Origin of the sequence: Marinomonas foliarum, assembly GCF_003337275.1 — a bacterium.
In the GTDB taxonomy this organism is placed as follows: Bacteria; Pseudomonadota; Gammaproteobacteria; order Pseudomonadales; family Marinomonadaceae; genus Marinomonas; species Marinomonas foliarum.
Genome location: NZ_QPJQ01000025.1, coordinates 38,533 through 59,948 on the forward strand (window position 1 = coordinate 38,533; position 21,416 = coordinate 59,948).

The 21,416-nt window shown below is 45.5% G+C and carries 19 protein-coding genes and 4 tRNA genes; all 23 read right to left on the reverse strand.

Annotated features, from left to right (window positions below; genetic code table 11):
* Window positions 1–5: 5 nt before the first annotated feature.
* Window positions 6–302 (reverse strand): 50S ribosomal protein L23, encoded by a 297-nt coding sequence (gene rplW, locus DFP77_RS13075; RefSeq protein WP_012071934.1) that lies wholly within the window; start codon window positions 300–302, stop codon window positions 6–8.
* Complete coding sequence (rplD, locus tag DFP77_RS13080; protein ID WP_113918284.1) at window positions 299–904, reverse strand: 50S ribosomal protein L4; 606 nt, start codon at window positions 902–904, stop codon at window positions 299–301. The genes rplW and rplD overlap by 4 nt, the downstream gene beginning before the upstream one ends.
* A gap of 12 nt (window positions 905–916) precedes the next feature.
* On the reverse strand, window positions 917–1,555 hold the full coding sequence (rplC, locus tag DFP77_RS13085) for a 50S ribosomal protein L3 (protein WP_114412703.1): 639 nt from the start codon (window positions 1,553–1,555) through the stop codon (window positions 917–919).
* 128 nt (window positions 1,556–1,683) lie between these two features.
* Window positions 1,684–1,995, reverse strand: coding sequence for a 30S ribosomal protein S10 (gene rpsJ / locus DFP77_RS13090; RefSeq protein WP_012071937.1), 312 nt, complete (start codon window positions 1,993–1,995; stop codon window positions 1,684–1,686).
* Between the two features lie 208 nt (window positions 1,996–2,203).
* Entirely contained in the window at window positions 2,204–3,427 is a 1,224-nt protein-coding gene (tuf, locus tag DFP77_RS13095) for an elongation factor Tu (protein WP_114412704.1), read from the reverse strand.
* 35 nt (window positions 3,428–3,462) lie between these two features.
* Entirely contained in the window at window positions 3,463–5,556 is a 2,094-nt protein-coding gene (gene fusA, locus DFP77_RS13100) for an elongation factor G (RefSeq protein ID WP_114412705.1), read from the reverse strand.
* A 21-nt stretch (window positions 5,557–5,577) separates the two neighbouring features.
* Window positions 5,578–6,051, reverse strand: coding sequence for a 30S ribosomal protein S7 (gene rpsG / locus DFP77_RS13105; protein WP_111608625.1), 474 nt, complete (start codon window positions 6,049–6,051; stop codon window positions 5,578–5,580).
* A 99-nt stretch (window positions 6,052–6,150) separates the two neighbouring features.
* On the reverse strand, window positions 6,151–6,522 hold the full coding sequence (gene rpsL, locus DFP77_RS13110; protein WP_013659444.1) for a 30S ribosomal protein S12: 372 nt from the start codon (window positions 6,520–6,522) through the stop codon (window positions 6,151–6,153).
* A gap of 137 nt (window positions 6,523–6,659) precedes the next feature.
* Window positions 6,660–10,862, reverse strand: coding sequence for a DNA-directed RNA polymerase subunit beta' (gene rpoC / locus DFP77_RS13115; RefSeq protein ID WP_114412706.1), 4,203 nt, complete (start codon window positions 10,860–10,862; stop codon window positions 6,660–6,662).
* Between the two features lie 65 nt (window positions 10,863–10,927).
* Entirely contained in the window at window positions 10,928–15,028 is a 4,101-nt protein-coding gene (rpoB, locus tag DFP77_RS13120; protein WP_114412707.1) for a DNA-directed RNA polymerase subunit beta, read from the reverse strand.
* Between the two features lie 189 nt (window positions 15,029–15,217).
* Window positions 15,218–15,589 (reverse strand): 50S ribosomal protein L7/L12, encoded by a 372-nt coding sequence (gene rplL, locus DFP77_RS13125; protein ID WP_110577358.1) that lies wholly within the window; start codon window positions 15,587–15,589, stop codon window positions 15,218–15,220.
* 82 nt (window positions 15,590–15,671) lie between these two features.
* Window positions 15,672–16,172: a 50S ribosomal protein L10 gene (gene rplJ, locus DFP77_RS13130; RefSeq protein ID WP_114412708.1), complete on the reverse strand. Its 501-nt coding sequence runs from the start codon at window positions 16,170–16,172 to the stop codon at window positions 15,672–15,674.
* A 234-nt stretch (window positions 16,173–16,406) separates the two neighbouring features.
* Window positions 16,407–17,108: a 50S ribosomal protein L1 gene (gene rplA, locus DFP77_RS13135; RefSeq protein WP_114412709.1), complete on the reverse strand. Its 702-nt coding sequence runs from the start codon at window positions 17,106–17,108 to the stop codon at window positions 16,407–16,409.
* Window positions 17,108–17,542 (reverse strand): 50S ribosomal protein L11, encoded by a 435-nt coding sequence (gene rplK, locus DFP77_RS13140; protein WP_110577354.1) that lies wholly within the window; start codon window positions 17,540–17,542, stop codon window positions 17,108–17,110. The genes rplA and rplK overlap by 1 nt, the downstream gene beginning before the upstream one ends.
* Window positions 17,543–17,591: 49 nt before the next feature.
* Window positions 17,592–18,125 (reverse strand): transcription termination/antitermination protein NusG, encoded by a 534-nt coding sequence (gene nusG, locus DFP77_RS13145; protein ID WP_114412710.1) that lies wholly within the window; start codon window positions 18,123–18,125, stop codon window positions 17,592–17,594.
* A gap of 9 nt (window positions 18,126–18,134) precedes the next feature.
* The gene (gene secE / locus DFP77_RS13150; protein WP_114412711.1) at window positions 18,135–18,503 is read right to left on the reverse strand and encodes a preprotein translocase subunit SecE; all 369 of its coding nucleotides are present in this window, start codon (window positions 18,501–18,503) and stop codon (window positions 18,135–18,137) included.
* A 40-nt stretch (window positions 18,504–18,543) separates the two neighbouring features.
* Window positions 18,544–18,619, reverse strand: a tRNA-Trp gene (locus DFP77_RS13155).
* 115 nt (window positions 18,620–18,734) lie between these two features.
* Window positions 18,735–18,810: transfer RNA gene (locus DFP77_RS13160), tRNA-Thr, on the reverse strand.
* 2 nt (window positions 18,811–18,812) lie between these two features.
* Window positions 18,813–18,887 (reverse strand) — tRNA-Gly (locus DFP77_RS13165).
* 3 nt (window positions 18,888–18,890) lie between these two features.
* Window positions 18,891–18,974, reverse strand: a tRNA-Tyr gene (locus DFP77_RS13170).
* 74 nt (window positions 18,975–19,048) lie between these two features.
* On the reverse strand, window positions 19,049–19,747 hold the full coding sequence (locus DFP77_RS13175; protein WP_114412712.1) for an SPOR domain-containing protein: 699 nt from the start codon (window positions 19,745–19,747) through the stop codon (window positions 19,049–19,051).
* Window positions 19,744–20,478 (reverse strand): type III pantothenate kinase, encoded by a 735-nt coding sequence (locus DFP77_RS13180; protein ID WP_114412713.1) that lies wholly within the window; start codon window positions 20,476–20,478, stop codon window positions 19,744–19,746. Before DFP77_RS13180 ends, DFP77_RS13175 begins: the two co-directional genes overlap by 4 nt.
* Window positions 20,462–21,415, reverse strand: coding sequence for a biotin--[acetyl-CoA-carboxylase] ligase (locus DFP77_RS13185; RefSeq protein ID WP_114412714.1), 954 nt, complete (start codon window positions 21,413–21,415; stop codon window positions 20,462–20,464). Before DFP77_RS13185 ends, DFP77_RS13180 begins: the two co-directional genes overlap by 17 nt.
* Between the last annotated feature and the right edge of the window lies 1 nt (window position 21,416).

The following is a 21,416-nucleotide window of genomic DNA, read 5'->3' on the forward strand; positions in this document are numbered from 1 at the left end:
TCCCCTTATTCAGCGACCATGAAATCAATGTCTTGGCCTTCAGCCAAACGTACATACGCTTTTTTCACGTCTTTACGTTTACCTAGACCACGAACTGTACGCTTAGTTTTACCTTTATGGTTCAACGTGCGAACAGACTCAACTTTGACTTCAAAAAGCGCTTCGATAGCTTGTTTGATTTCAGGTTTCGTTGCATCACCAGTTACACGAAAAACATACTGACCATTACCTTCGGCTACGATCGTTGCTTTTTCGGAAATGTGTGGACCCAACAGAACTTTATAAATACGTTCGCCGATCATGCTAGTGCCTCCTCAACTTGTTTCAGAGCACCAACTGTCACCAACACTTTGTCGTAAGCAATCAAGCTAACAGGGTCGATAGACGCTGCATCACGTACATCTACGTTAGGAATGTTGCGAGCCGCTAAGAATAAATTGTCATCCAATTGATCGGAAACAATCAAAGCGTTCTCAATATTCAATTCTGCCATTTTTGCTATGAAGAGCTTAGTTTTTGGAGCTTCCAATTTAAGATCTTCTACAACAACAAGACGGTCTTGACGTACAAGCTCAGACCAGATGGTGCGCATTGCTGCACGGTACATCTTCTTGTTCACTTTCTGAGAGTGATCTTGTGGCTTAGCAGCGAAAGTAACACCACCAGAGCGCCATAGAGGGCTACGGATAGTACCTGCGCGTGCACGACCAGAACCTTTTTGTTTCCAAGGTTTGCGTCCACCACCTGCTACTTCAGAGCGTGTCTTCTGTGCACGTGAGCCTTGACGAGCGCCAGCCAAGTAAGATGTAACTACTTGGTGAACCAACGCTTCGTTGTATTCACGAGCAAAGGCTACATCAGAAACTTCTACAGTTCCTTCCGCGCCTGTTAGATTCAAGTTCATTGTCTACCCCTCTTAGCGAGCTTTAACAGCTGATTGAAGAATAACATCACCATTTACTGCACCAGGTACGGCACCTTTCACAAGGATAAGGTTACGTTCTGTGTCTACACGAACCACTTCTAGTGATTGAGTAGTTACTTGTGCAGCACCCATATGGCCAGCCATCTTCTTGCCTTTCCAAACACGACCAGGTGTTTGACATTGGCCGATAGAACCAGGTGCACGGTGAGACAACGAGTTACCATGCGTAGCGTCTTGCATACTAAAATTATGACGCTTGATGGCACCTTGAAACCCTTTACCCTTTGATTGACCAGTTACATCAACCATTTGGATAGATTCGAAATCAGCAACAGTTAGCTCATCACCAACATTGATTTCTTTTTCGTCACCTGCCAGGCGGAACTCCCACAAACCACGACCTGCTTCAACATTCGCTTTTGCATAATGACCCGCAGCAGCTTTGTTAACGCGGCTCGAACGGCGAGAACCTACAGTTACTTGAACAGCTTGGTAGCCGTCAGTTTCTGCTGTTTTCACCTGAGTAACGCGGTTCGGTTCAACCTCGATGACGGTTACTGGCACGGATACACCATCTTCAGTGAAGATACGTGTCATTCCGGCTTTGCGTCCGACTAATTGAATAGTCATTTTTTACCTCATTTGCCAGTTGTGTATGGGGCTATCACCCGCTACGGCTGATCATTCCAGATCATTCCACTAATGTGCATATAGCCGACTGATAACCAGCCGGTTGTCGCACCCCAAACTTTGAGCTATTAACCCAAAGAAATTTGTACTTCCACGCCTGCCGCAAGATCTAGCTTCATTAGAGCATCAACTGTTTTTTCAGTTGGCTCAACGATATCTAGAACACGTTTATGTGTACGGATTTCATACTGATCACGCGCATCTTTGTTTACGTGTGGAGAAATCAATACTGTATAACGCTCTTTGCGAGTAGGAAGTGGAATCGGTCCACGCACTTGCGCACCTGTACGTTTCGCTGTGTCCACAATTTCTTGTGTTGAAGCATCGATCAGACGATGATCAAATGCTTTCAGACGAATACGGATTTTTTGGCTTTGCATTTCCAACTCCAAATACAATGTTTTAATGACCTAACTGTACATTTATTAGGCCACAATCCTTTTTTAAGGACGGCGAATATTAGCCATTCAAAAACTGGTTGTCAAGTAACCAATTTCTGAACAAACAAAATAAACCATAAAATAAAAAGGCCACCCGATATGCGAGTGGCCTTTTTCTAAATCAAAGTAAGCAGATATTACTATCTAATTACTTAAGGATTTTAGCTACAACACCAGCACCAACTGTACGACCACCTTCACGGATCGCGAAACGTAGACCTTCGTCCATCGCGATTGGGTGAATTAGTTCAACAGTCATTTGAATGTTGTCACCAGGCATAACCATTTCTACGCCTTCAGGAAGAGAACAAGCACCAGTTACGTCAGTTGTACGGAAGTAGAACTGAGGACGGTAGCCTTTGAAGAATGGAGTGTGACGACCACCTTCATCTTTACCCAACACATACACTTCTGCTTCAAACTCAGTGTGAGGTGTGATTGAACCAGGCTTAGCCAACACTTGACCACGCTGAACATCTTCACGCTTAGTACCACGCAGAAGAATACCACAGTTCTCACCAGCACGACCTTCGTCTAGAAGCTTACGGAACATTTCTACACCAGTACAAGTTGTCTTAGTAGTATCAACGATACCAACAATTTCAACCTCTTCTTGGATGCGGATGATACCACGCTCAACACGACCTGTAACAACTGTACCACGGCCTTGAATAGAGAACACATCCTCGATAGGCATGATGAATGCACCGTCGATTGCACGCTCTGGCTCAGGAATGTAAGAATCTAGAGTTTCAACAAGTGTTTTAACAGCTGTTGTACCCATTTCGTTATCATCTTCACCGTTCAACGCCATTAGAGCTGAACCTGGGATGATTGGAGTATCATCACCTGGGAAGTCGTATTCAGAAAGAAGATCGCGAAGCTCCATTTCAACAAGCTCTAGCATCTCTGCATATTCTTCAGAATCTGCACCGCCACAATCTTCAGCTAGAAGATCTGCTTTGTTAAGGAATACTACGATGTAAGGTACACCCACTTGACGAGAAAGAAGGATGTGCTCACGAGTCTGAGGCATAGGGCCGTCAGTCGCACCACATACTAGAATCGCGCCATCCATTTGAGCAGCACCAGTGATCATGTTTTTAACATAATCGGCGTGCCCAGGACAGTCTACGTGTGCGTAGTGACGAATTGGAGAATCATACTCTACGTGAGAAGTAGAGATAGTGATACCACGCTCACGCTCTTCTGGAGCATTATCGATACCATCAAAAGCAACAGCTGTTCCGCCGAATACTTCTGCACATACACGAGTCAATGCTGCCGTTAGAGTTGTTTTACCGTGGTCAACGTGACCGATAGTACCAACGTTAACGTGTGGTTTATTACGTTCGAATTTACTCTTTGCCATGATACATACACCTTAAGAATTAGTAAGTATGATGATTAATCTTCATTTTTGATGATCGCGTCTGCCACACTAGCCGGTGCTTCAGCGTATTTCTCAAACTCCATCGCATAACTTGCACGCCCTTGCGACAAGCTACGCACGTCAGTCGCATACCCAAACATTTCCCCAAGGGGAACTTCTGCTCGAATAATTTTACCTGACGGGGAATCGTCCATCCCCTGAACAAGCCCACGACGACGATTCAGGTCTCCCATCACGTCACCCATGTACTCCTCAGGAGTCACAACTTCCACTTTCATTACAGGTTCAAGAACACAAGGATCAGCATCAACTGCTCCTTTTCTTAATCCCTGAGAAGCTGCAATTTTAAAGGCCATTTCATTAGAGTCAACATCATGGTAAGAACCATCGAACAACACAACCTTTAGCCCCAATAAAGGAAAACCACCGATCACACCATTCTTCATTTGCTCTGAAATGCCCTTTTCTACCGCAGGGATGTATTCTTTAGGAATAGCACCACCAACAATCTCGTTAACAAACTCAAGCCCATCTTTATCAGTTGGGATTAACTTCATTACGACGTGACCGTATTGACCACGACCACCGGATTGACGCACAAATTTGTGATTAACCACCACTTCTTTGCGAATTTTCTCCCGATAGGAAACCTGAGGCTTACCAATGTTCGCCTCCACCTTAAACTCGCGACGCATACGATCGACAAGAATATCAAGGTGCAGCTCACCCATACCGGAAATAATTGTTTGACCAGTCTCTTCATGCGTCTCCACACGAAAAGAAGGATCTTCTTGCGCCAATTTACCCAGCGCAACGCCCATTTTATCTTGATCAGCCTGAGAGCGAGGCTCGACAGCAACAGATATCACAGGCTCTGGAAACTCCATACGCTCTAGCACAACGACATCATTCATATCACAAAGCGTATCACCCGTGGTTACATACTTCATACCCACGATGGCAGCAATATCTCCCGCCAACACTTCTTTAATCTCTTCGCGATTGTTAGCGTGCATCTGAACCATTCGACCAACACGTTCACGCTTCTGCTTAACAGAATTATAAACCGCATCACCAGAACGCAACATACCTGAATACACACGAATAAATGTCAGTGTACCAACAAATGGATCCGTCGCTATCTTAAACGCTAATGCAGAGAACTTAGCCTCATCATCTGCAGTTCGAGTAACGACCGTCTCACCATCTTCAAGCGTACCCTCTATCGCTTTAACTTCAAGCGGTGAAGGTAAATATTCAACAACAGCATCCAGAACCGCCTGCACACCTTTATTTTTAAAGGCAGAGCCACACGTAACCAAAACAATTTCGTTTGACAAAGTGCGAGCTCGCAGACCGATCTTTATGTCTTCAACAGATAACCCACCTTCTTCAAGGTATTTATCCATCAACTCCTCATTTGCTTCAGCAGCAGCCTCAACCATTAGCTCTCGCCATTCTAACGCTTCATCAAGCAAATCAGCAGGAATTTCCTCCAAAGAGAAAGTCATCCCCTGATCCTCTTCATTCCACATTATGACCTTCATCAAAACCAAATCCACTACGCCTCTGAAATCTTCTTCAGCGCCGACATTGATTTGAATCGGGACAGCATTAGCACCGAGACGCGTTTTCAACTGACGCACAACCGAAAAGAAATCAGCTCCCGTACGATCCATCTTATTGACGAACACCATTCGAGGAACTTCATATTTATTCGCTTGACGCCAAACAGTCTCAGTCTGAGGCTGCACACCCGAAGAACCACAAAGCACAACAACAGCACCATCCAGAACACGCAAAGAACGCTCTACTTCGATAGTAAAATCTACGTGCCCAGGCGTATCAATAATATTGACACGATGCTCTTCAAACTGTTTATTCATCCCACTCCAGAAGCATGTTGTTGCCGCTGAAGTTATGGTAATACCACGTTCTTGCTCTTGCTCCATCCAATCCATAGTAGCAGCACCATCGTGCACTTCTCCTATTTTATGAGACAGACCAGTATAGAAAAGAACGCGCTCAGTCGTCGTCGTTTTACCTGCATCAACATGCGCACAAATACCGATGTTTCGGTAGCGGTTGATAGGGGTTTTACGTGCCACTGTGTATCCTTCTCCGGATGATTAGAAACGGTAGTGAGAGAATGCTTTGTTAGCTTCTGCCATGCGATGAACGTCTTCACGTTTCTTAACAGCAGAACCTTTATTTTCAGCAGCATCTAGAATTTCACCAGCAAGACGCAAAGCCATGGATTTTTCACCACGTTTGCGAGATGCATCAACCAACCAACGCATAGATAATGCTGCGCGACGAGCTGGGCGAACCTCAACAGGTACTTGGTAAGTCGCACCACCAACACGACGAGACTTAACCTCGACCATTGGCTGGATTGATTCTAGTGCTTTTTCAAAGATAGCCATTGGCTCTTCTGTTTTAGCACGCGTTGCAACAGTGTTTAGCGCATTATATACGATGCTTTCTGCTACAGATTTTTTGCCACTAACCATTACATGGTTAATGAATTTAGCGAGAAGCTGGCTTCCGTGTTTAGGATCCGGAAGGATCTCACGCTTAGCGACGACGCGTCTTCTAGGCATATCTATATCCTCTTCAGGTTCGTCCGAGACAATGCAATTATCGCTCGGCCTTACTGTATTAAAAAATTATGTCTAAACGATGAATTAAGTAACGTTAGCTTACTTAGGACGTTTAGTACCGTATTTAGAACGGCCTTGCTTACGATTTTGTACGCCTGAAGTATCCAAGCTACCACGTACTGTGTGGTAACGAACACCTGGAAGGTCTTTTACACGACCGCCGCGAATCAGCACTACGCTGTGTTCTTGCAGGTTGTGACCTTCACCACCGATGTAGGAAGTAACTTCGAAGCCGTTAGTCAAGCGAACACGACATACTTTACGCAAAGCCGAGTTAGGCTTTTTAGGTGTAGTAGTATATACGCGAGTGCAGACACCGCGGCGTTGCGGACAAGCTTGTAACGCAGGAACGTCACTCTTTGCCACTTTACGTTTACGTGGTTTACGAACCAACTGGTTAACGGTTGCCATTAGACAAGCTCCACAAATCCAATTCTTATGACGGAAATCGCCAAAATTAAGGAGGCGCAAGTTTAATTTGCGCCTATAAAACAGTCAATAGGGAGGCGACTAAAAAATCACCTCCCTCGCGATTTTACAGCAAATAACTAGTCTTTCAGCGCTGCACTCAATGCTTCTTCAACATCTGAGGCACTTACTGAAGAACTTCCTTCTTTTGCTGCTAACGCAAGCTCTTTCTTACGCTTACGTTCATTGTGGTATGCCAAACCTGTACCAGCTGGTATCAAGCGACCTACAACAACGTTTTCTTTTAAGCCACGCAAGTGATCTTTTTTACCAGTTACCGCACCTTCCGTAAGAACTCGAGTTGTCTCTTGGAATGATGCTGCTGATATAAAGGACTCTGTAGCCAAAGAAGCTTTCGTGATACCTAGTAGCACACGCTCAAACTTAGCAGAGAATTTACCTTCTGCTTCGGCTTTCTCGTTGGCATCTAGAAGTTGAGTAAACTCAACCTGATCACCTTGGATAAGATCTGTATCGCCAGACTCACCAACTTCTACTTTACGCAACATTTGGTTAACAATAACTTCAATGTGCTTATCGTTAATTACTACGCCTTGTAAGCGGTAAACTTCCTGCACTTCATTCGTGATGTAATCAGCTAAAGCTTCTACACCTTGAAGACGCAAAATGTCATGAGGACTCAAAGGACCGTCGGCAATAATCTCACCCTTAGCCACTTCTTCACCATCAAAGATGTTGATTTGACGCCATTTAGGAATCAAAGTCTCGACTGGATCATCACCGTTTTGAGGAGTGATAACCAAACGAATCTTACCTTTTGTTTCTTTACCGAAGCTAACCACACCGCTCGTTTCCGCCATAACAGCTGGATCTTTCGGGCGACGCGCCTCAAATAGATCTGCCACTCGCGGCAAACCACCGGTAATATCTTTGTTACCAATAGATTCTTGAGGAATACGCGCAAGAACCTCACCTGATTTCACTGTCGCGCCATGATCTAGGCTCAACAATGCTTTTTCAGGAAGCATGTACTGTACTGGTGATTCAGTACCTGGAATCAATACAGGATTACCCTCTGCATCAACAACGGCAATCATCGGACGTATGTCTTTACCAGCCGCAGGACGGTCGCGCATTTCCATCACTTCAATCGTAGTCAAGCCCGTCATTTCGTCAGACTGACGACGAATAGTAACGTTCTCTTCCATACCACTGAATTCAAGACGACCTTCCATCTCAGATACAATTGGGTGTGTATGTGGATCCCAGTTAGCAACAATTTGACCCGCAGTAACTTGATCACCTTCACGCACACTCAATACCGCACCGTAAGGAAGCTTATAACGCTCTTTCTCACGACCCGCTTCATCGGCAATTGCCAACTCAGAAGAACGAGATGCAACCACTAGATGACCTGTGTGGCGCTCGATACTCTTCATTTTATTGAAGCGCACTGTACCGGCACTCTTCACCTGAACACTATCTACTGCAGATGCTCGAGATGCTGCACCACCAATGTGGAACGTACGCATCGTTAACTGTGTACCTGGTTCACCGATAGACTGTGCAGCAACAACACCAATCGCCTCACCGATATTAACCTGATGACCACGAGCCAAATCGCGCCCGTAACATTTAGCACATACGCCATGACGCGTATCACAGGTAATAACAGAGCGAATGAGCATCTCATCTACACCAGCCGCTTCAATTGTACGAACATCATGTTCATCGATCAGCGTACCAGCTGCCAACACCAAGTCACCTTTCGTATCCATAACGTCTTGGGCAACAACACGGCCCAATACACGATGACCTAGCGGCACAACGACGTCACCACCTTCAATCATGGCCGCAACGGAAATACCGTTTGTAGAACCACAATCTACTTCAGTGATAACCAAATCCTGCGCTACGTCTACTAGACGACGAGTCAAGTAACCAGAGTTAGCCGTTTTCAATGCTGTATCGGCTAGACCCTTACGAGCACCGTGTGTAGAGGTAAAGTACTGAAGTACTGATAGACCTTCACGGAAGTTCGCAGTGATTGGAGTTTCGATGATGGAACCATCTGGTTTCGCCATCAAACCACGCATACCACCTAGCTGACGCATCTGTGCAACACTACCACGGGCACCAGAGTCGGCCATCATATATACAGAGTTGAAAGATTGTTGTTCAACCGTTTCACCTGCTTTATTGACAGTCATCTCTTTTGCCAAGTTTTTCATCATGGCTTCAGTGACAGTTTCGTTAGTACGAGACCATAAATCGATTACTTTGTTGTACTTCTCGCCTTGCGTTACAAGACCATCTGCATATTGGTATTCAATTTCTTTAACTTCTGCCTCTGCTTTAGCAATGATCTCTGCCTTTTCTGGTGGGATAACAAAGTCATCAACACCAACAGAAGAGCCAGACGCTGTTGCGTAAGCAAAACCTGTGTACATCAATTGGTCTGCAAAGATACAGCTCTCTTTCAAGCCCACTTTACGGTAACATTCGTTGATCAAGTTAGAGATCGCCTTCTTCTTCATGGTTTGGTTAACCACGGAGAACGGTAGGCCATCAGGAACGATATCAAACAACAAAGCACGACCAACCGTTGTATCAGCAATAAAAGTAGACGGCACTTTGTCGCCTTCAAGCGTCGTATCAACTTGGCTGATACGTACTTTTACTTTGGCATGCAATTCAACCTGTTTCGCACCATATGCACGGTGTACTTCTTTGATGTCAGAAAACGCCATGCCTTCACCCTTGGCATTGATTTTCTCACGAGTCATGTAGTACAGACCCAATACAACGTCCTGGGAAGGAACAATGATCGGCTCGCCGTTTGCTGGTGATAGGATGTTGTTCGTAGACATCATCAAAGCACGAGCTTCTAGCTGCGCTTCTATAGTCAACGGAACGTGAACCGCCATTTGGTCACCATCGAAATCGGCGTTGTATGCCGCACACACTAATGGGTGCAACTGAATCGCCTTGCCTTCGATCAACATTGGTTCAAACGCTTGGATACCCAAACGGTGAAGTGTTGGCGCACGGTTCAACATCACTGGATGTTCACGGATAACCTCATCAAGGATATCCCACACTTCAGGCGTTTCACGCTCAACCATTTTCTTCGCCGCTTTAATTGTCGTCGCCATGCCACGAAGTTCAAGCTTAGAAAAAATGAATGGCTTGAATAGCTCAAGTGCCATTTTCTTAGGCAGACCACACTGATGTAGACGCAGTGATGGACCTACTGTAATTACAGAACGACCAGAATAGTCAACACGCTTACCTAGCAAGTTCTGACGGAAACGACCTTGCTTACCTTTGATCATATCAGCCAAAGATTTCAGAGGACGCTTGTTAGAACCAGTAATAGCGCGACCACGACGACCATTATCAAGCAAAGCATCAACAGATTCTTGCAACATACGTTTTTCGTTACGCACGATGATATCTGGAGCAGATAGCTCTAGTAATCGTTTTAGACGATTGTTACGGTTAATCACACGACGATAAAGGTCGTTCAAATCAGACGTCGCAAAACGACCACCTTCAAGTGGTACCAATGGACGAAGATCTGGCGGAAGAACAGGCAATACATCTAGTACCATCCACTCTGGGTTGTTACCAGAATGATAGAATGCTTCAACTAGCTTAAGACGCTTAGAAAGCTTCTTAATGCGAGTTTCAGAATTCGTGCTGTTTAGCTCTTCACGCATGCTGTTAATTTCTACAGGCATATCCAAATCGCGAAGCAACATTTGAACCGCTTCCGCACCCATACGGGCATCAAATTCGTCACCGAATTCTTCTAGCGCTTCAAAATACTGTTCGTCATTTAGCAACTGGCCTTTTTCAAGCGTCGTCATACCTGGATCAATCACGATGAAAGATTCAAAATACAAAACACGCTCAATATCACGCAACGTCATATCCATGATAAGACCGATACGTGACGGTAGAGATTTCAAGAACCAAATATGAGCAACAGGCGATGCAAGCTCAATGTGCCCCATGCGTTCACGACGCACTTTAGACAGAGCCACTTCAACGCCACACTTCTCACAGATAACACCGCGGTGTTTCAAACGCTTATATTTACCACACAAGCATTCGTAGTCCTTAATAGGACCAAAGATTTTTGCACAGAACAAACCGTCACGTTCTGGTTTGAACGTACGGTAGTTGATGGTCTCTGGCTTCTTAACTTCACCGTAAGACCATGAACGAATCATATCTGGTGACGCCAAGCCAATGCGGATCGCATCAAACTCGTCAGATTGTCCCTGTGATTTTAGAAGACCTAATAAGTCTTTCATGGATATTCGCCCCACTCGTAAGGCCGGGGAGTCTTGCTCCCCAGCAGGTCAAATGTGATTCGTGCTTATTCGTTTTCTAGCTCGATATCGATACCAAGAGAACGAATCTCTTTCACCAACACGTTGAAGGACTCAGGCATGCCAGGTTCCATACGGTGGTCACCGTCTACGATGTTTTTATACATCTTAGTACGGCCATTTACGTCATCGGACTTAACAGTCAACATCTCTTGAAGCGTGTAAGCAGCACCATATGCTTCTAGTGCCCATACTTCCATCTCCCCGAAACGCTGACCACCGAACTGAGCTTTACCACCCAGCGGCTGCTGAGTAACCAAGCTGTAAGAACCGGTAGAACGTGCGTGCATTTTGTCGTCAACCAAGTGATTCAACTTAAGCATATACATGTAACCAACCGTTACAGGACGTTCAAAAGCATCACCAGTACGGCCGTTAAATAATTTAACCTGACCACTTTCGTTGATTCCAGCTAAGCGCAACATACGCTTGATCTCAGCTTCTTTTGCACCATCAAAGGCGCCAGACGCCATTGGAACACCGCCCGTTAGGTTAGAGGCCAAGGTTAAAATTTCTTCGTCTGTAAAGCTGTCTAGATCTTCCGTACGAGCACAACGCAAGTCGCCTTCGTAGCCATTGTAGATTTCATCGAGGAAGCTACGCAGTTCTGCAACCGCCTCTGCTTTCTCACGCTCCACAACAAGCATTTCGTTGATCTTACGACCCAAGCCTTTAGATGCCGCACCTAAGTGAGTCTCCAAAACCTGACCAACGTTCATACGCGAAGGAACACCTAACGGGTTCAATACGATATCAACTGGATCACCGTTTTCATCATACGGCATATCTTCAACTGGCATAATTTTAGAAATTACACCCTTGTTACCATGACGACCGGCCATTTTATCACCTGGCTGGATACGACGTTTGATGGCAACATAAACTTTAACGATTTTAAGAACGCCAGGCGCTAGATCATCACCTGTTTGTAATTTGCGTTTCTTATCTTCAAATTTCGCATCAAGCTCTTTACGGCGCTCAATCAAAGCGGCTTGCGCTTTTTCAAGCTGCTCACTCGCTTCTTCATTAGCAACACGAATTTTAAACCACTCAGGGTGATCTAAATTCGCCAAGTACTCTTCCGTAATAATCGCATTGCGAGCCAAGCTAGGACCGCCTTCTGCTTGCTGACCGATTAGGGCCTCAGCTAGACGCTCAAACGTTGCTTTCTCGACAATACGGAACTCTTCGTTCAAGTCTTTACGAACCTGATCAAGCTGCGATTTTTCGATAAACTTAGCTCGGTCATCTTTTTCGATACCATCGCGAGTAAACACTTGCACATCGATAACAGTACCGCGTGTGCCCGTCTTAACGCGCTGAGACGTATCTTTTACGTCAGACGCTTTTTCACCGAAAATAGCACGCAAAAGTTTCTCTTCAGGCGTTAGCTGTGTTTCACCCTTAGGCGTCACTTTACCAACTAGAATATCGCCTGGCTCAACTTCTGCACCGATGTATACGATACCGGATTGATCCAACTTAGAAAGCGCACCTTCACCCACGTTAGGGATATCGGCAGTGATTTCTTCAGGCCCAAGCTTAGTATCACGTGCAACACACGTTAACTCTTGAATGTGGATAGAAGTGAATCGATCTTCTTCTACAACACGCTCAGATACTAGGATCGAGTCTTCGAAGTTGAAACCATTCCAAGGCATGAAAGCAATACGCATGTTTTGACCAAGCGCCAAATCACCCATATCAACAGAAGGACCATCGGCCATAATGTCGCCAGAAGCAACCTTCTCACCCTTCATTACCAAAGTACGCTGATTAATACATGTGTTCTGGTTAGAACGTACGTATTTAGTCAGGTTGTAGATATCTACACCCGCTTCACCAGCAATTGTTTCTTCTGAGTTCACACGTACAACGATACGGCTCGCATCAACAGACTCAATCACACCACCGCGATTCGCGACGATACAAACACCAGAGTCTTTTGCTACATTTTTTTCCATACCAGTACCAACTACAGGCTTATCGGCCTTAAGTGTCGGTACGGCTTGACGCTGCATGTTCGATCCCATCAATGCACGGTTAGCATCATCGTGCTCTAGGAACGGGATCAAAGATGCCGCAACAGAAACAACCTGACGAGGTGACACGTCCATTAGGTTTACTTTTTCTTTTGGAATCAAAGTCGTTTCGTGCATATGACGCACCTGAACCAACTCATCAACCAAACGGCCTTCCGCATCAACATTCGCAGACGCTTGGGCAATTACGTATTTCGCTTCATCGATCGCAGAGATATACACTGTTTCATCAGTCATCTTGCCATCAATAATCTTACGGTATGGCGTTTCTAAGAAGCCGTAGCTGTTAGTACGCGCATAAGTAGATAGCGAGTTGATCAAACCAATGTTTGGACCTTCTGGTGTTTCGATAGGACAAACACGGCCATAGTGAGTAGCGTGTACGTCACGCACTTCAAAGCCTGCGCGTTCACGCGTAAGACCACCAGGCCCTAACGCTGAAACACGACGCTTATGCGTTACTTCAGATAGCGGGTTGTTTTGGTCCATAAACTGAGACAACTGGCTTGAACCGAAGAACTCTTTAATAGCAGCAGCAACTGGCTTCGCATTCAAAAGATCTTGTGGCATAAGGCCATCAGCTTCCGCCATTGACAAACGCTCTTTCACTGCACGCTCAACACGAACAAGACCAACACGGAATTGGTTCTCGGCCATTTCGCCAACAGAACGAACTCGACGGTTACCCAAGTGATCGATATCATCAACCATGCCGTTACCGTTACGGATATCAAGCAAGGTTTTAAGAACAGCAACAATGTCGTCGTTATCAAGAACGCCAGCACCAGTATCTTCTTCACGACCCAAGCGGCGGTTGAACTTCATTCGTCCAACGCCAGACAAATCATAACGATCTTCAGAGAAGAACAAACCTTGGAACAAGCCTTCAGCCGACTCCTTGGTTGGCGGCTCGCCAGGACGCATCATGCGGTAGATCTCAACCAAAGCTTCCAACTGGTTGCTGGTCGGATCAATACGAAGCGTATCAGAAATAAATGGACCATTATCCAAGTCATTCGTGTAAAGCGTATCCACTTCAGTGATACCTGAAGCCACTAATGCCTCTAGCAGATCAACAGAAAGCTCTGTGTTTGCTTCAGCAATCAATTCGCCCGTTGAAGGGTGAACCAAATTTTTAGCAGTTACTTTACCAAGCATGTATTCAAGCGGCACAGATAAGCGCTCAAGACCCGCTTTTTCCATTACACGAATATGCTTAGCGGTAATACGACGACCTTCTTCTACGATAAGTTCGCCATTCGCATCAGCAATATTAAATAGCGCTGTATCACCACGTAGGCGATTAGCAACTAGATCCATCTCAAAACCATCACGCTTCAAATAGAAACGCGTAGATTCAAAGAAAGCATCTAGAATTTGTTCCGTACCATAACCCAAAGCACGCAGCAAAATCGTTGCTGGTAACTTACGACGACGGTCGATACGAACAAATACGCAATCCTTTGGATCAAACTCGAAGTCCAACCAAGAACCGCGGTAAGGAATAATTCGAGCAGAATGCAGTAATTTACCTGAAGAGTGAGTTTTGCCACGATCGTGATCAAAAAACACACCAGGAGAACGGTGTAATTGAGAGACGATAACACGCTCAGTCCCGTTAATTACAAAGGTACCATTATCTGTCATGAGCGGAATTTCACCCATGTAGACTTCTTGCTCGCGTATGTCTTTGATTGCTTTGTTCGACGATTCTTTATCATAAATGATAAGTCGCACACGAACACGTAAAGGTGCCGCGTAAGTAACACCACGCAACTGACACTCTTTAACATCAAAAACTGGTTTGCCTAAACGGTAATCGACGTATTCTAGCGCCGCATTGCCGGAAAAGCTGACCATTGGAAAGACAGATTTAAAGGCCCCATGCAGACCTAATTCCCCACGCTCTGCAAGGCTTTTACCTTCTTGCAGAAAATTACGGTAGGATTCAAGCTGAATTGCCAGCAAGTATGGCACATCCAAAACGGGCGGCAGTTTACCGAAATCCTTACGGATACGTTTTTTCTCAGTATATGAGTAAGCCATCAGCATTCCCCAGCTTGTGCACATTGACGCAAAAGGCCCAAATCAGGCCTTACCATATATGGGAGCATTATCTCCCACTTGAAAATTCTTCTAAGGTTTTATTTGAGTTTTAGAAACCCAAAAAGGCCGGTGACAATAATGTCACCAGCCATTTCGACTATTGGTCGAAATCTGGAAATGCAAGCATCATTACTTGATTTCGACAGATGCACCAGCTTCTTCAAGAGCTGCTTTAAGAGCGGCAGCGTCATCTTTAGAAGCGCCTTCTTTAACAGTCATTGGAGCGCCGTCAACGATAGCTTTAGCTTCTTTCAAGCCTAGACCAGTCGCTGCACGAACAGCTTTGATTACGTTTACTTTCTTGTCGCCAGCAGCAGTAAGAACAACGTCAAATTCAGTTTGTTCTTCAGCAGCAGCGCCAGCTTCAGCAGCAGGACCTGCAGCTACAGCAGCAGCTGCAGATACGCCGAATTTTTCTTCCATTGCTGAAATTAGTTCAACAACGTCCATCACAGACATTTCTGCTACTGCATTGATGATATCTTCTTTAGTTAGAGCCATGACTCAGATTCCTAGCATTCTTTATAATTACCCGAAGGCAATAAAACAAAATATTTATCAAGAAGGGATACGGTAAACCGTATTACGCCGCTTCTTGCTCTTTTTGATCGCGAACCGCTGCAAGAGTACGTACAAACTTGCTTGTTGCGCCCTGAATAACACTCATCAGTTTCGCAATTGCTTCGTCGTATGTAGGCAGTGTTGCCAAACGATCAATGTCGCCAGCTGGGATCAACTCACCGTTGAACGCCAACGCCTTCACTTCAAACTTGTTGTTCGTTTTAGCAAAAGCTTTCAACAAACGAGCAGCCGCACCCGGGTGTTCGTTAGAAAAAGCAATTAACGTAGGACCAACAAAGCTCTCAGCTAGGCATTCGAAGTCAGTGCCTTCAACTGCACGGCGAGCCAAAGTGTTACGTACTACACGTACATAAACACCTGCTTCACGCGCTTCTTTACGTAGTGCTGTCATATTGCTCACGGTAACACCGCGAGAATCAGCAACTACTGCAGACAATGCAGTTTTAGCAACTTCGCTAACTTCGGCGACAATGGCTTTTTTGTCTTCTAGACCTAATGCCACTGGTTTTCTCCTGGATTAGCAGAGAGCGTATACTCTCTTATTTTTACCAACTCTTCGATTACTCGAAGTACTTGCTGGTGAGTTAGATCCAGTATATCTGAATCGGGCCACACCATCTGCGCAGGACAAACATTTTACAACGTTGTTATTAAACCCTTAGGGTTCCTGCGGTCTTTGACGGCCTGCTCAACAAATAAATGAAGGCAGACCCCAAAGCTCATGATCTAAACATGCTTACTTAGTAGAGTTAAGCGCGCTTAGATCAATTTGTAGACCAGGTCCCATTGTAGAGGACAAAGTCACTTTTTTCAGGTAAACGCCTTTAGATGAAGCAGGCTTAGCACGACGCAAGTCAGCCAAAAGTGCTTCCACGTTTCCTCTGATAGCATCAGCAGCGAACTCAATAGAGCCTACAGCCGCATGGATGATACCATTTTTATCTGTACGGTAACGAGCTTGACCAGCTTTTGCATTTTTAACTGCAGTTGCAACATCAGGTGTTACTGTGCCAACTTTAGGGTTAGGCATTAGACCGCGTGGACCTAGAACCTGACCTAGCTGACCGACGATACGCATTGCATCAGGAGATGCGATAACAACGTCAAAATCTAGGTTACCAGCTTTAACTTGCTCAGCCAAATCTTCGAAACCAACAACATCTGCACCAGCTTCTTTCGCAGCTTCAGCATTTGCACCTTGCGCGAATACAGCAACACGAACATCTTTACCAGCACCATGAGGCAATACAGTAGAGCCACGAACAACCTGATCAGATTTACGTGGATCAACGCCTAGGTTAACAGATACATCGACAGATTCTTTGAACTTAACAGTAGAAAGCTCAGACAATAGAGCAACAGCCTCTTCTACAGAGTAAAACTTAGTTGCTTCTACTTTTTCAGCGATCAAGCGAGCGCGTTTAGTTAATTTAGCCATTAGTTTACACCCTCAACTTCTAGACCCATAGCGCGTGCGCTACCAGCAATCGTACGAACTGCTGCATCCATGTCAGAAGCAGTCAAATCAGCTTGCTTCGCAACAACAATCTCTTCTAGCTGTGCACGTGTAACCGTACCAACTTTCTGAGTGTTTGGACGTGGAGAACCACTCTTCAAACCAGCTGCTTTTTTAAGTAAAACAGAGGCAGGAGTAGATTTAGTTTCAAATGTAAAGCTACGATCACTGTATACAGTGATGATTACTGGCGTTGGAAGACCAGGCTCTACGCCTTGAGTTTTCGCATTAAACGCTTTACAGAATTCCATGATATTCACACCGTGTTGACCAAGTGCTGGACCAACTGGTGGACTTGGGTTCGCTTGACCCGCTTTAACTTGTAGCTTGATATAAGCTTGGACTTTCTTAGCCATTTTTCAACTCCAGATGGGTCACTGCCCGAAGGCTACCCGTTCAACAAAATCAGGCCTTCTCAACCTGACTAAACTCCAAATCAACAGGTGTCGAGCGCCCAAAAATAAGCACCGCCACTTTGATTCGACTTTTATCGTAATCCACTTCTTCCACAACACCATTGAAGTCAGCAAACGGCCCTTCGTTAACACGAACCACCTCACCCACTTCAAACAAAGTCTTAGGACGCGGCTTATCAACCCCATCACTAACGCGTTGCAAAATAGCATCTGCTTCACGACTCGTGATCGGAGAAGGCTTATCAGCCGTACCACCGATGAAACCCAATACACGAGAGGTGCCTTTAACCAAGTGCCAAGAGGCGTCATTCATATCCATTTGAACCAATACATAACCTGGATAGAACTTTCTTTCACTCTTGCGCTTTTTGCCATCTCGGATTTCGACTACTTCTTCAGTCGGCACCAAGATGTCACCAAAATTTTCTTCCTGCCCCATAACCTGCACTCGCTCAAGAAGCGAACGCATTACGTGCTTTTCGTACCCTGAGTACGCCTGTACTACATACCATCGTTTGGTCACGAGCAACTCCTAACTAATTACCGAGGAAACGATCCAACCAAGGAACGAATCCACCCCCCATAGCACGAGAGACATAAAAACAACAACCGCTAATACTATTAATGTTGTTTGCGTGGTCTCTTGTCTGGTTGGCCATACAACTCTGCGAATTTCAGTCTTAGCTTCTTTTGCCAAAGTAAAAAAAGCCTTACCTTTCACAGTCTGCAACGCAACAAAACCAGCAACACCAGCCAACACCAAGATAGCAATTAAGCGATACAATAGTGACTCAGCAGAATAATAGTTATTACCAATCACGCCTACCGCAACTAGTAGAACAACAATCGCCCACTTAAACACATCTCCGCGAGACGCTTGAGCTTCAGTACTCGAACTCATACTTTAGGTGATCCCTAACTAAGAAATAGGATACGAATTATGGCAGGCCAAGAGGGACTCGAACCCCCAACAGCCGGTTTTGGAAACCGGTGCTCTACCAATTGAACTATTGGCCTACAATCGTATGGGCGGAGGATGATACCTAAACATGCTAAGTTTAGCAAGGGTATCTGCCCAAAAAACAGACAATAAAAAAGGCGGTCGAGCCACCTATCTTTTGCATTGGAAAGCTGGAGCTCATGAGCAGATTTGAACTGCCGACCTCACCCTTACCAAGGGTGTGCTCTACCAACTGAGCTACATGAGCATTGGAGCGGGTAGCGGGAATCGAACCCGCCTCTTCAGCTTGGAAGGCTGAGGTAATAGCCACTATACCATACCCGCAATTGGTGGAGGGAGGTGGATTCGAACCACCGAAACTTTCGTGGCAGATTTACAATCTGCTCCCTTTGGCCACTCGGGAACCCCTCCACGTACTCAGCGCTACAACGCAACACCCCAAAAGGTGGGAGCCATTATATGAATCGTCTTGCCAATTGCAAGCGCTAGCAAGGATTTTTTTCTACTTTTATCATCATCTTTGTCAGATCAAAGCGTGACATGAACTGTTCCCAGTCTTTTTCATCCACAGGGTGCGATATATCGATCTGCTGCAGTGAGACATTTCGCATATGTTCATAAACATCAACAGGATAGCCTGAGGCATTCTGCACTCGCACTTTTGCCTGATTCGCTCGCTCTTGTGATGAATACAAACCCAAAGATATTCGATTCTTCATTTCAGCACGATTAATAACAAAACTGTCGATCGATTTAGAAGCAAGTTCTTTTACAATACGCGCTGCAATTTCTGGCGTTTCTGGTGCCGCTATATACAGCCAGAATTTAGGCCTTTTACCTGTCACCTCTCTGTCCTGATAATCCCAACCAAAACCATTTAGCACTTTAACAATTTGCTGCTTATCTTCATTGCGCTCTGCCTCAAGACGCGGACAGAATAACTCTGGCGCATCAACGGTCGCCTGCTCAATGACTTTGTTAAGCGCCTCTTCAAGACTTTCATTTGATGACACTTCAGCTTCAGGGTATTGTTCGATAGGAGCTTCAGACAAAAGGTAAATTTTTTCGCTGACAGGCGGCCCATAAACTGACTCTCTGCTTTTTTCAGGCGTATCTTGGACAAAACTATGCCAACTTAAAAATGCGGCATTCAACAACACAACAAAAAGAAAAAGCCACTTCATTTATTGCCTCTTAACTGCTCATCACCCACCAATTTTGCACCTATAGCCACTAGATTCATCTGGCGCTCGACGGGGATACTCAAACGCCCCAGCAAAGACTCAGCATCGCCACCTGTCGCCACCCATTTATACTCTTTGTATTGTAAGTGGATGCGCTCCAAGAAACCTAAAACCATTTCATAACACCCTTCTGTTACCGCTCGGGCGGTCGAGTTAGGAAGCCCTTCTCCGCCAACGACCTCATTCGAATCATAACGAATTCGCGCCGTGTTAGAGAGCAGAGATTCCTCCATCATACCAAGCCCTGGGGTTATATATCCGCCAAGGTGGACCCCTTCTTTATTGACCACATCTACCTTAATAGCTGTACCAGCATCTATCACAACCACACCATCCTTTGCTAGGTGGTATGCTGCAATGGCACCAAGCCAACGATCTACGCCTAATCGCTCCGGCTCAAGGTAAGCGTTATACACACCGCAAGCTTCAGCTTGGCTGGCTAATGTGACCCAGCCACTATGCGGGTATTCAGCCTGAATATCTGCATGCAACAGCGCACTTTGCTCCTTCGAGCGCACACTGGCAAAGTAAATCACATCTGGATCAAAACCTGTATTAGCAGGGCAATTGTCACCTCGCTGAACCCACAATACACAATCACCTTCAAATGCAGTAAGTTTGATACTTGTATTCCCTGCATCAACCACCAAAACCTTAGATGCGACGGACACTTATTTCTCCTCCATGCAAAGCCACTAGCTCACCATTTTCTTCTAGCAGCAACGCCCCTTTCTGATCAATACCTCGCGCGACACCTTGGCGCTGCTGAGAAACCGTACTAACAGTAACGGATTGATTAAAAAGCACGTCATATGCTTGCCATTGATGCTGAAAATGCTTCATCCCATTACCGTCTTCAAACAATTGGCAGATACTCATTAGCTCTTCGGTGAGCTCTGCCAAAAGAAAGTTTCTACTTGGTCGAGTCTTAAGTCGAGAAACCAAATCGGTCCAAGGCTGATCGACGTGCGCCATAAATCCATCATCCATCTCGACGTTTAACCCCACCCCAATAATGACATGACATACATCCTGATCCGCCACCATTTCCAATAAAATGCCACAGATCTTCTGCCCATCAATTTGTACATCATTGGGCCACTTCAGGCCTGGATTCGGAATACCTGCTTTTCTCAAAACACGTGCAACAGCCACCCCCACAGCAAGGCTCAACCCTTCTACTACACTCGGCCCATTGTCAAAACGCCAAACGAATGAGAAGGTTAGGTTTTTGGCAACACCGGATTCCCATTGACGACCGCGTCGCCCTTTACCTTTAGTTTGGCGCTCAACAGCAATTAACGCAGGTAAGGGCTGGCCAGTTGATATATGTTGTTTTGCATCACCATTCGTAGACTCAGTTTCAAACGCTAATTTGAGCGCCACATCACTTGCCACACCATTAGCACGCAGCAGCTCTTCGGACAACAATTCAACGGGGGTTGGTAAACGATAACCACGACCTTTAACGGAATGAACTGTGACACCAATAGACTCTAGCTTTTTAAGTTTCTTCCAGACCGCTGCGCGGGTGACTCCTAATGCGACCCCTAACTCTTCACCAGAGTGAAATTCATTATCACTAAGTAGGGCCAAAACAGCTTGCATC

Bases quoted from the DNA above. Each gene is read 5' to 3' on its own strand.
- rplA (WP_114412709.1), bottom strand. From the start codon at position 17,108: ATGGCTAAATTAACTAAACGCGCTCGCTTGATCGCTGAAAAAGTAGAA.
- rplC (WP_114412703.1), bottom strand. From the start codon at position 1,555: ATGACTATTCAATTAGTCGGACGCAAAGCCGGAATGACACGTATCTTC.
- rplW (WP_012071934.1), bottom strand. From the start codon at position 302: ATGATCGGCGAACGTATTTATAAAGTTCTGTTGGGTCCACACATTTCC.
- secE (WP_114412711.1), bottom strand. From the start codon at position 18,503: ATGAGTTCGAGTACTGAAGCTCAAGCGTCTCGCGGAGATGTGTTTAAG.
- rpsG (WP_111608625.1), bottom strand. From the start codon at position 6,051: ATGCCTAGAAGACGCGTCGTCGCTAAGCGTGAGATCCTTCCGGATCCT.
- DFP77_RS13185 (WP_114412714.1), bottom strand. From the start codon at position 21,415: ATGCAAGCTGTTTTGGCCCTACTTAGTGATAATGAATTTCACTCTGGT.
- rplD (WP_113918284.1), bottom strand. From the start codon at position 904: ATGAACTTGAATCTAACAGGCGCGGAAGGAACTGTAGAAGTTTCTGAT.
- rpsL (WP_013659444.1), bottom strand. From the start codon at position 6,522: ATGGCAACCGTTAACCAGTTGGTTCGTAAACCACGTAAACGTAAAGTG.
- tuf (WP_114412704.1), bottom strand. From the start codon at position 3,427: ATGGCAAAGAGTAAATTCGAACGTAATAAACCACACGTTAACGTTGGT.
- DFP77_RS13175 (WP_114412712.1), bottom strand. From the start codon at position 19,747: ATGAAGTGGCTTTTTCTTTTTGTTGTGTTGTTGAATGCCGCATTTTTA.
- rpoB (WP_114412707.1), bottom strand. From the start codon at position 15,028: ATGGCTTACTCATATACTGAGAAAAAACGTATCCGTAAGGATTTCGGT.
- rplL (WP_110577358.1), bottom strand. From the start codon at position 15,589: ATGGCTCTAACTAAAGAAGATATCATCAATGCAGTAGCAGAAATGTCT.
- rpoC (WP_114412706.1), bottom strand. From the start codon at position 10,862: ATGAAAGACTTATTAGGTCTTCTAAAATCACAGGGACAATCTGACGAG.
- rpsJ (WP_012071937.1), bottom strand. From the start codon at position 1,995: ATGCAAAGCCAAAAAATCCGTATTCGTCTGAAAGCATTTGATCATCGT.
- rplK (WP_110577354.1), bottom strand. From the start codon at position 17,542: ATGGCTAAGAAAGTCCAAGCTTATATCAAGCTACAAGTTAAAGCGGGT.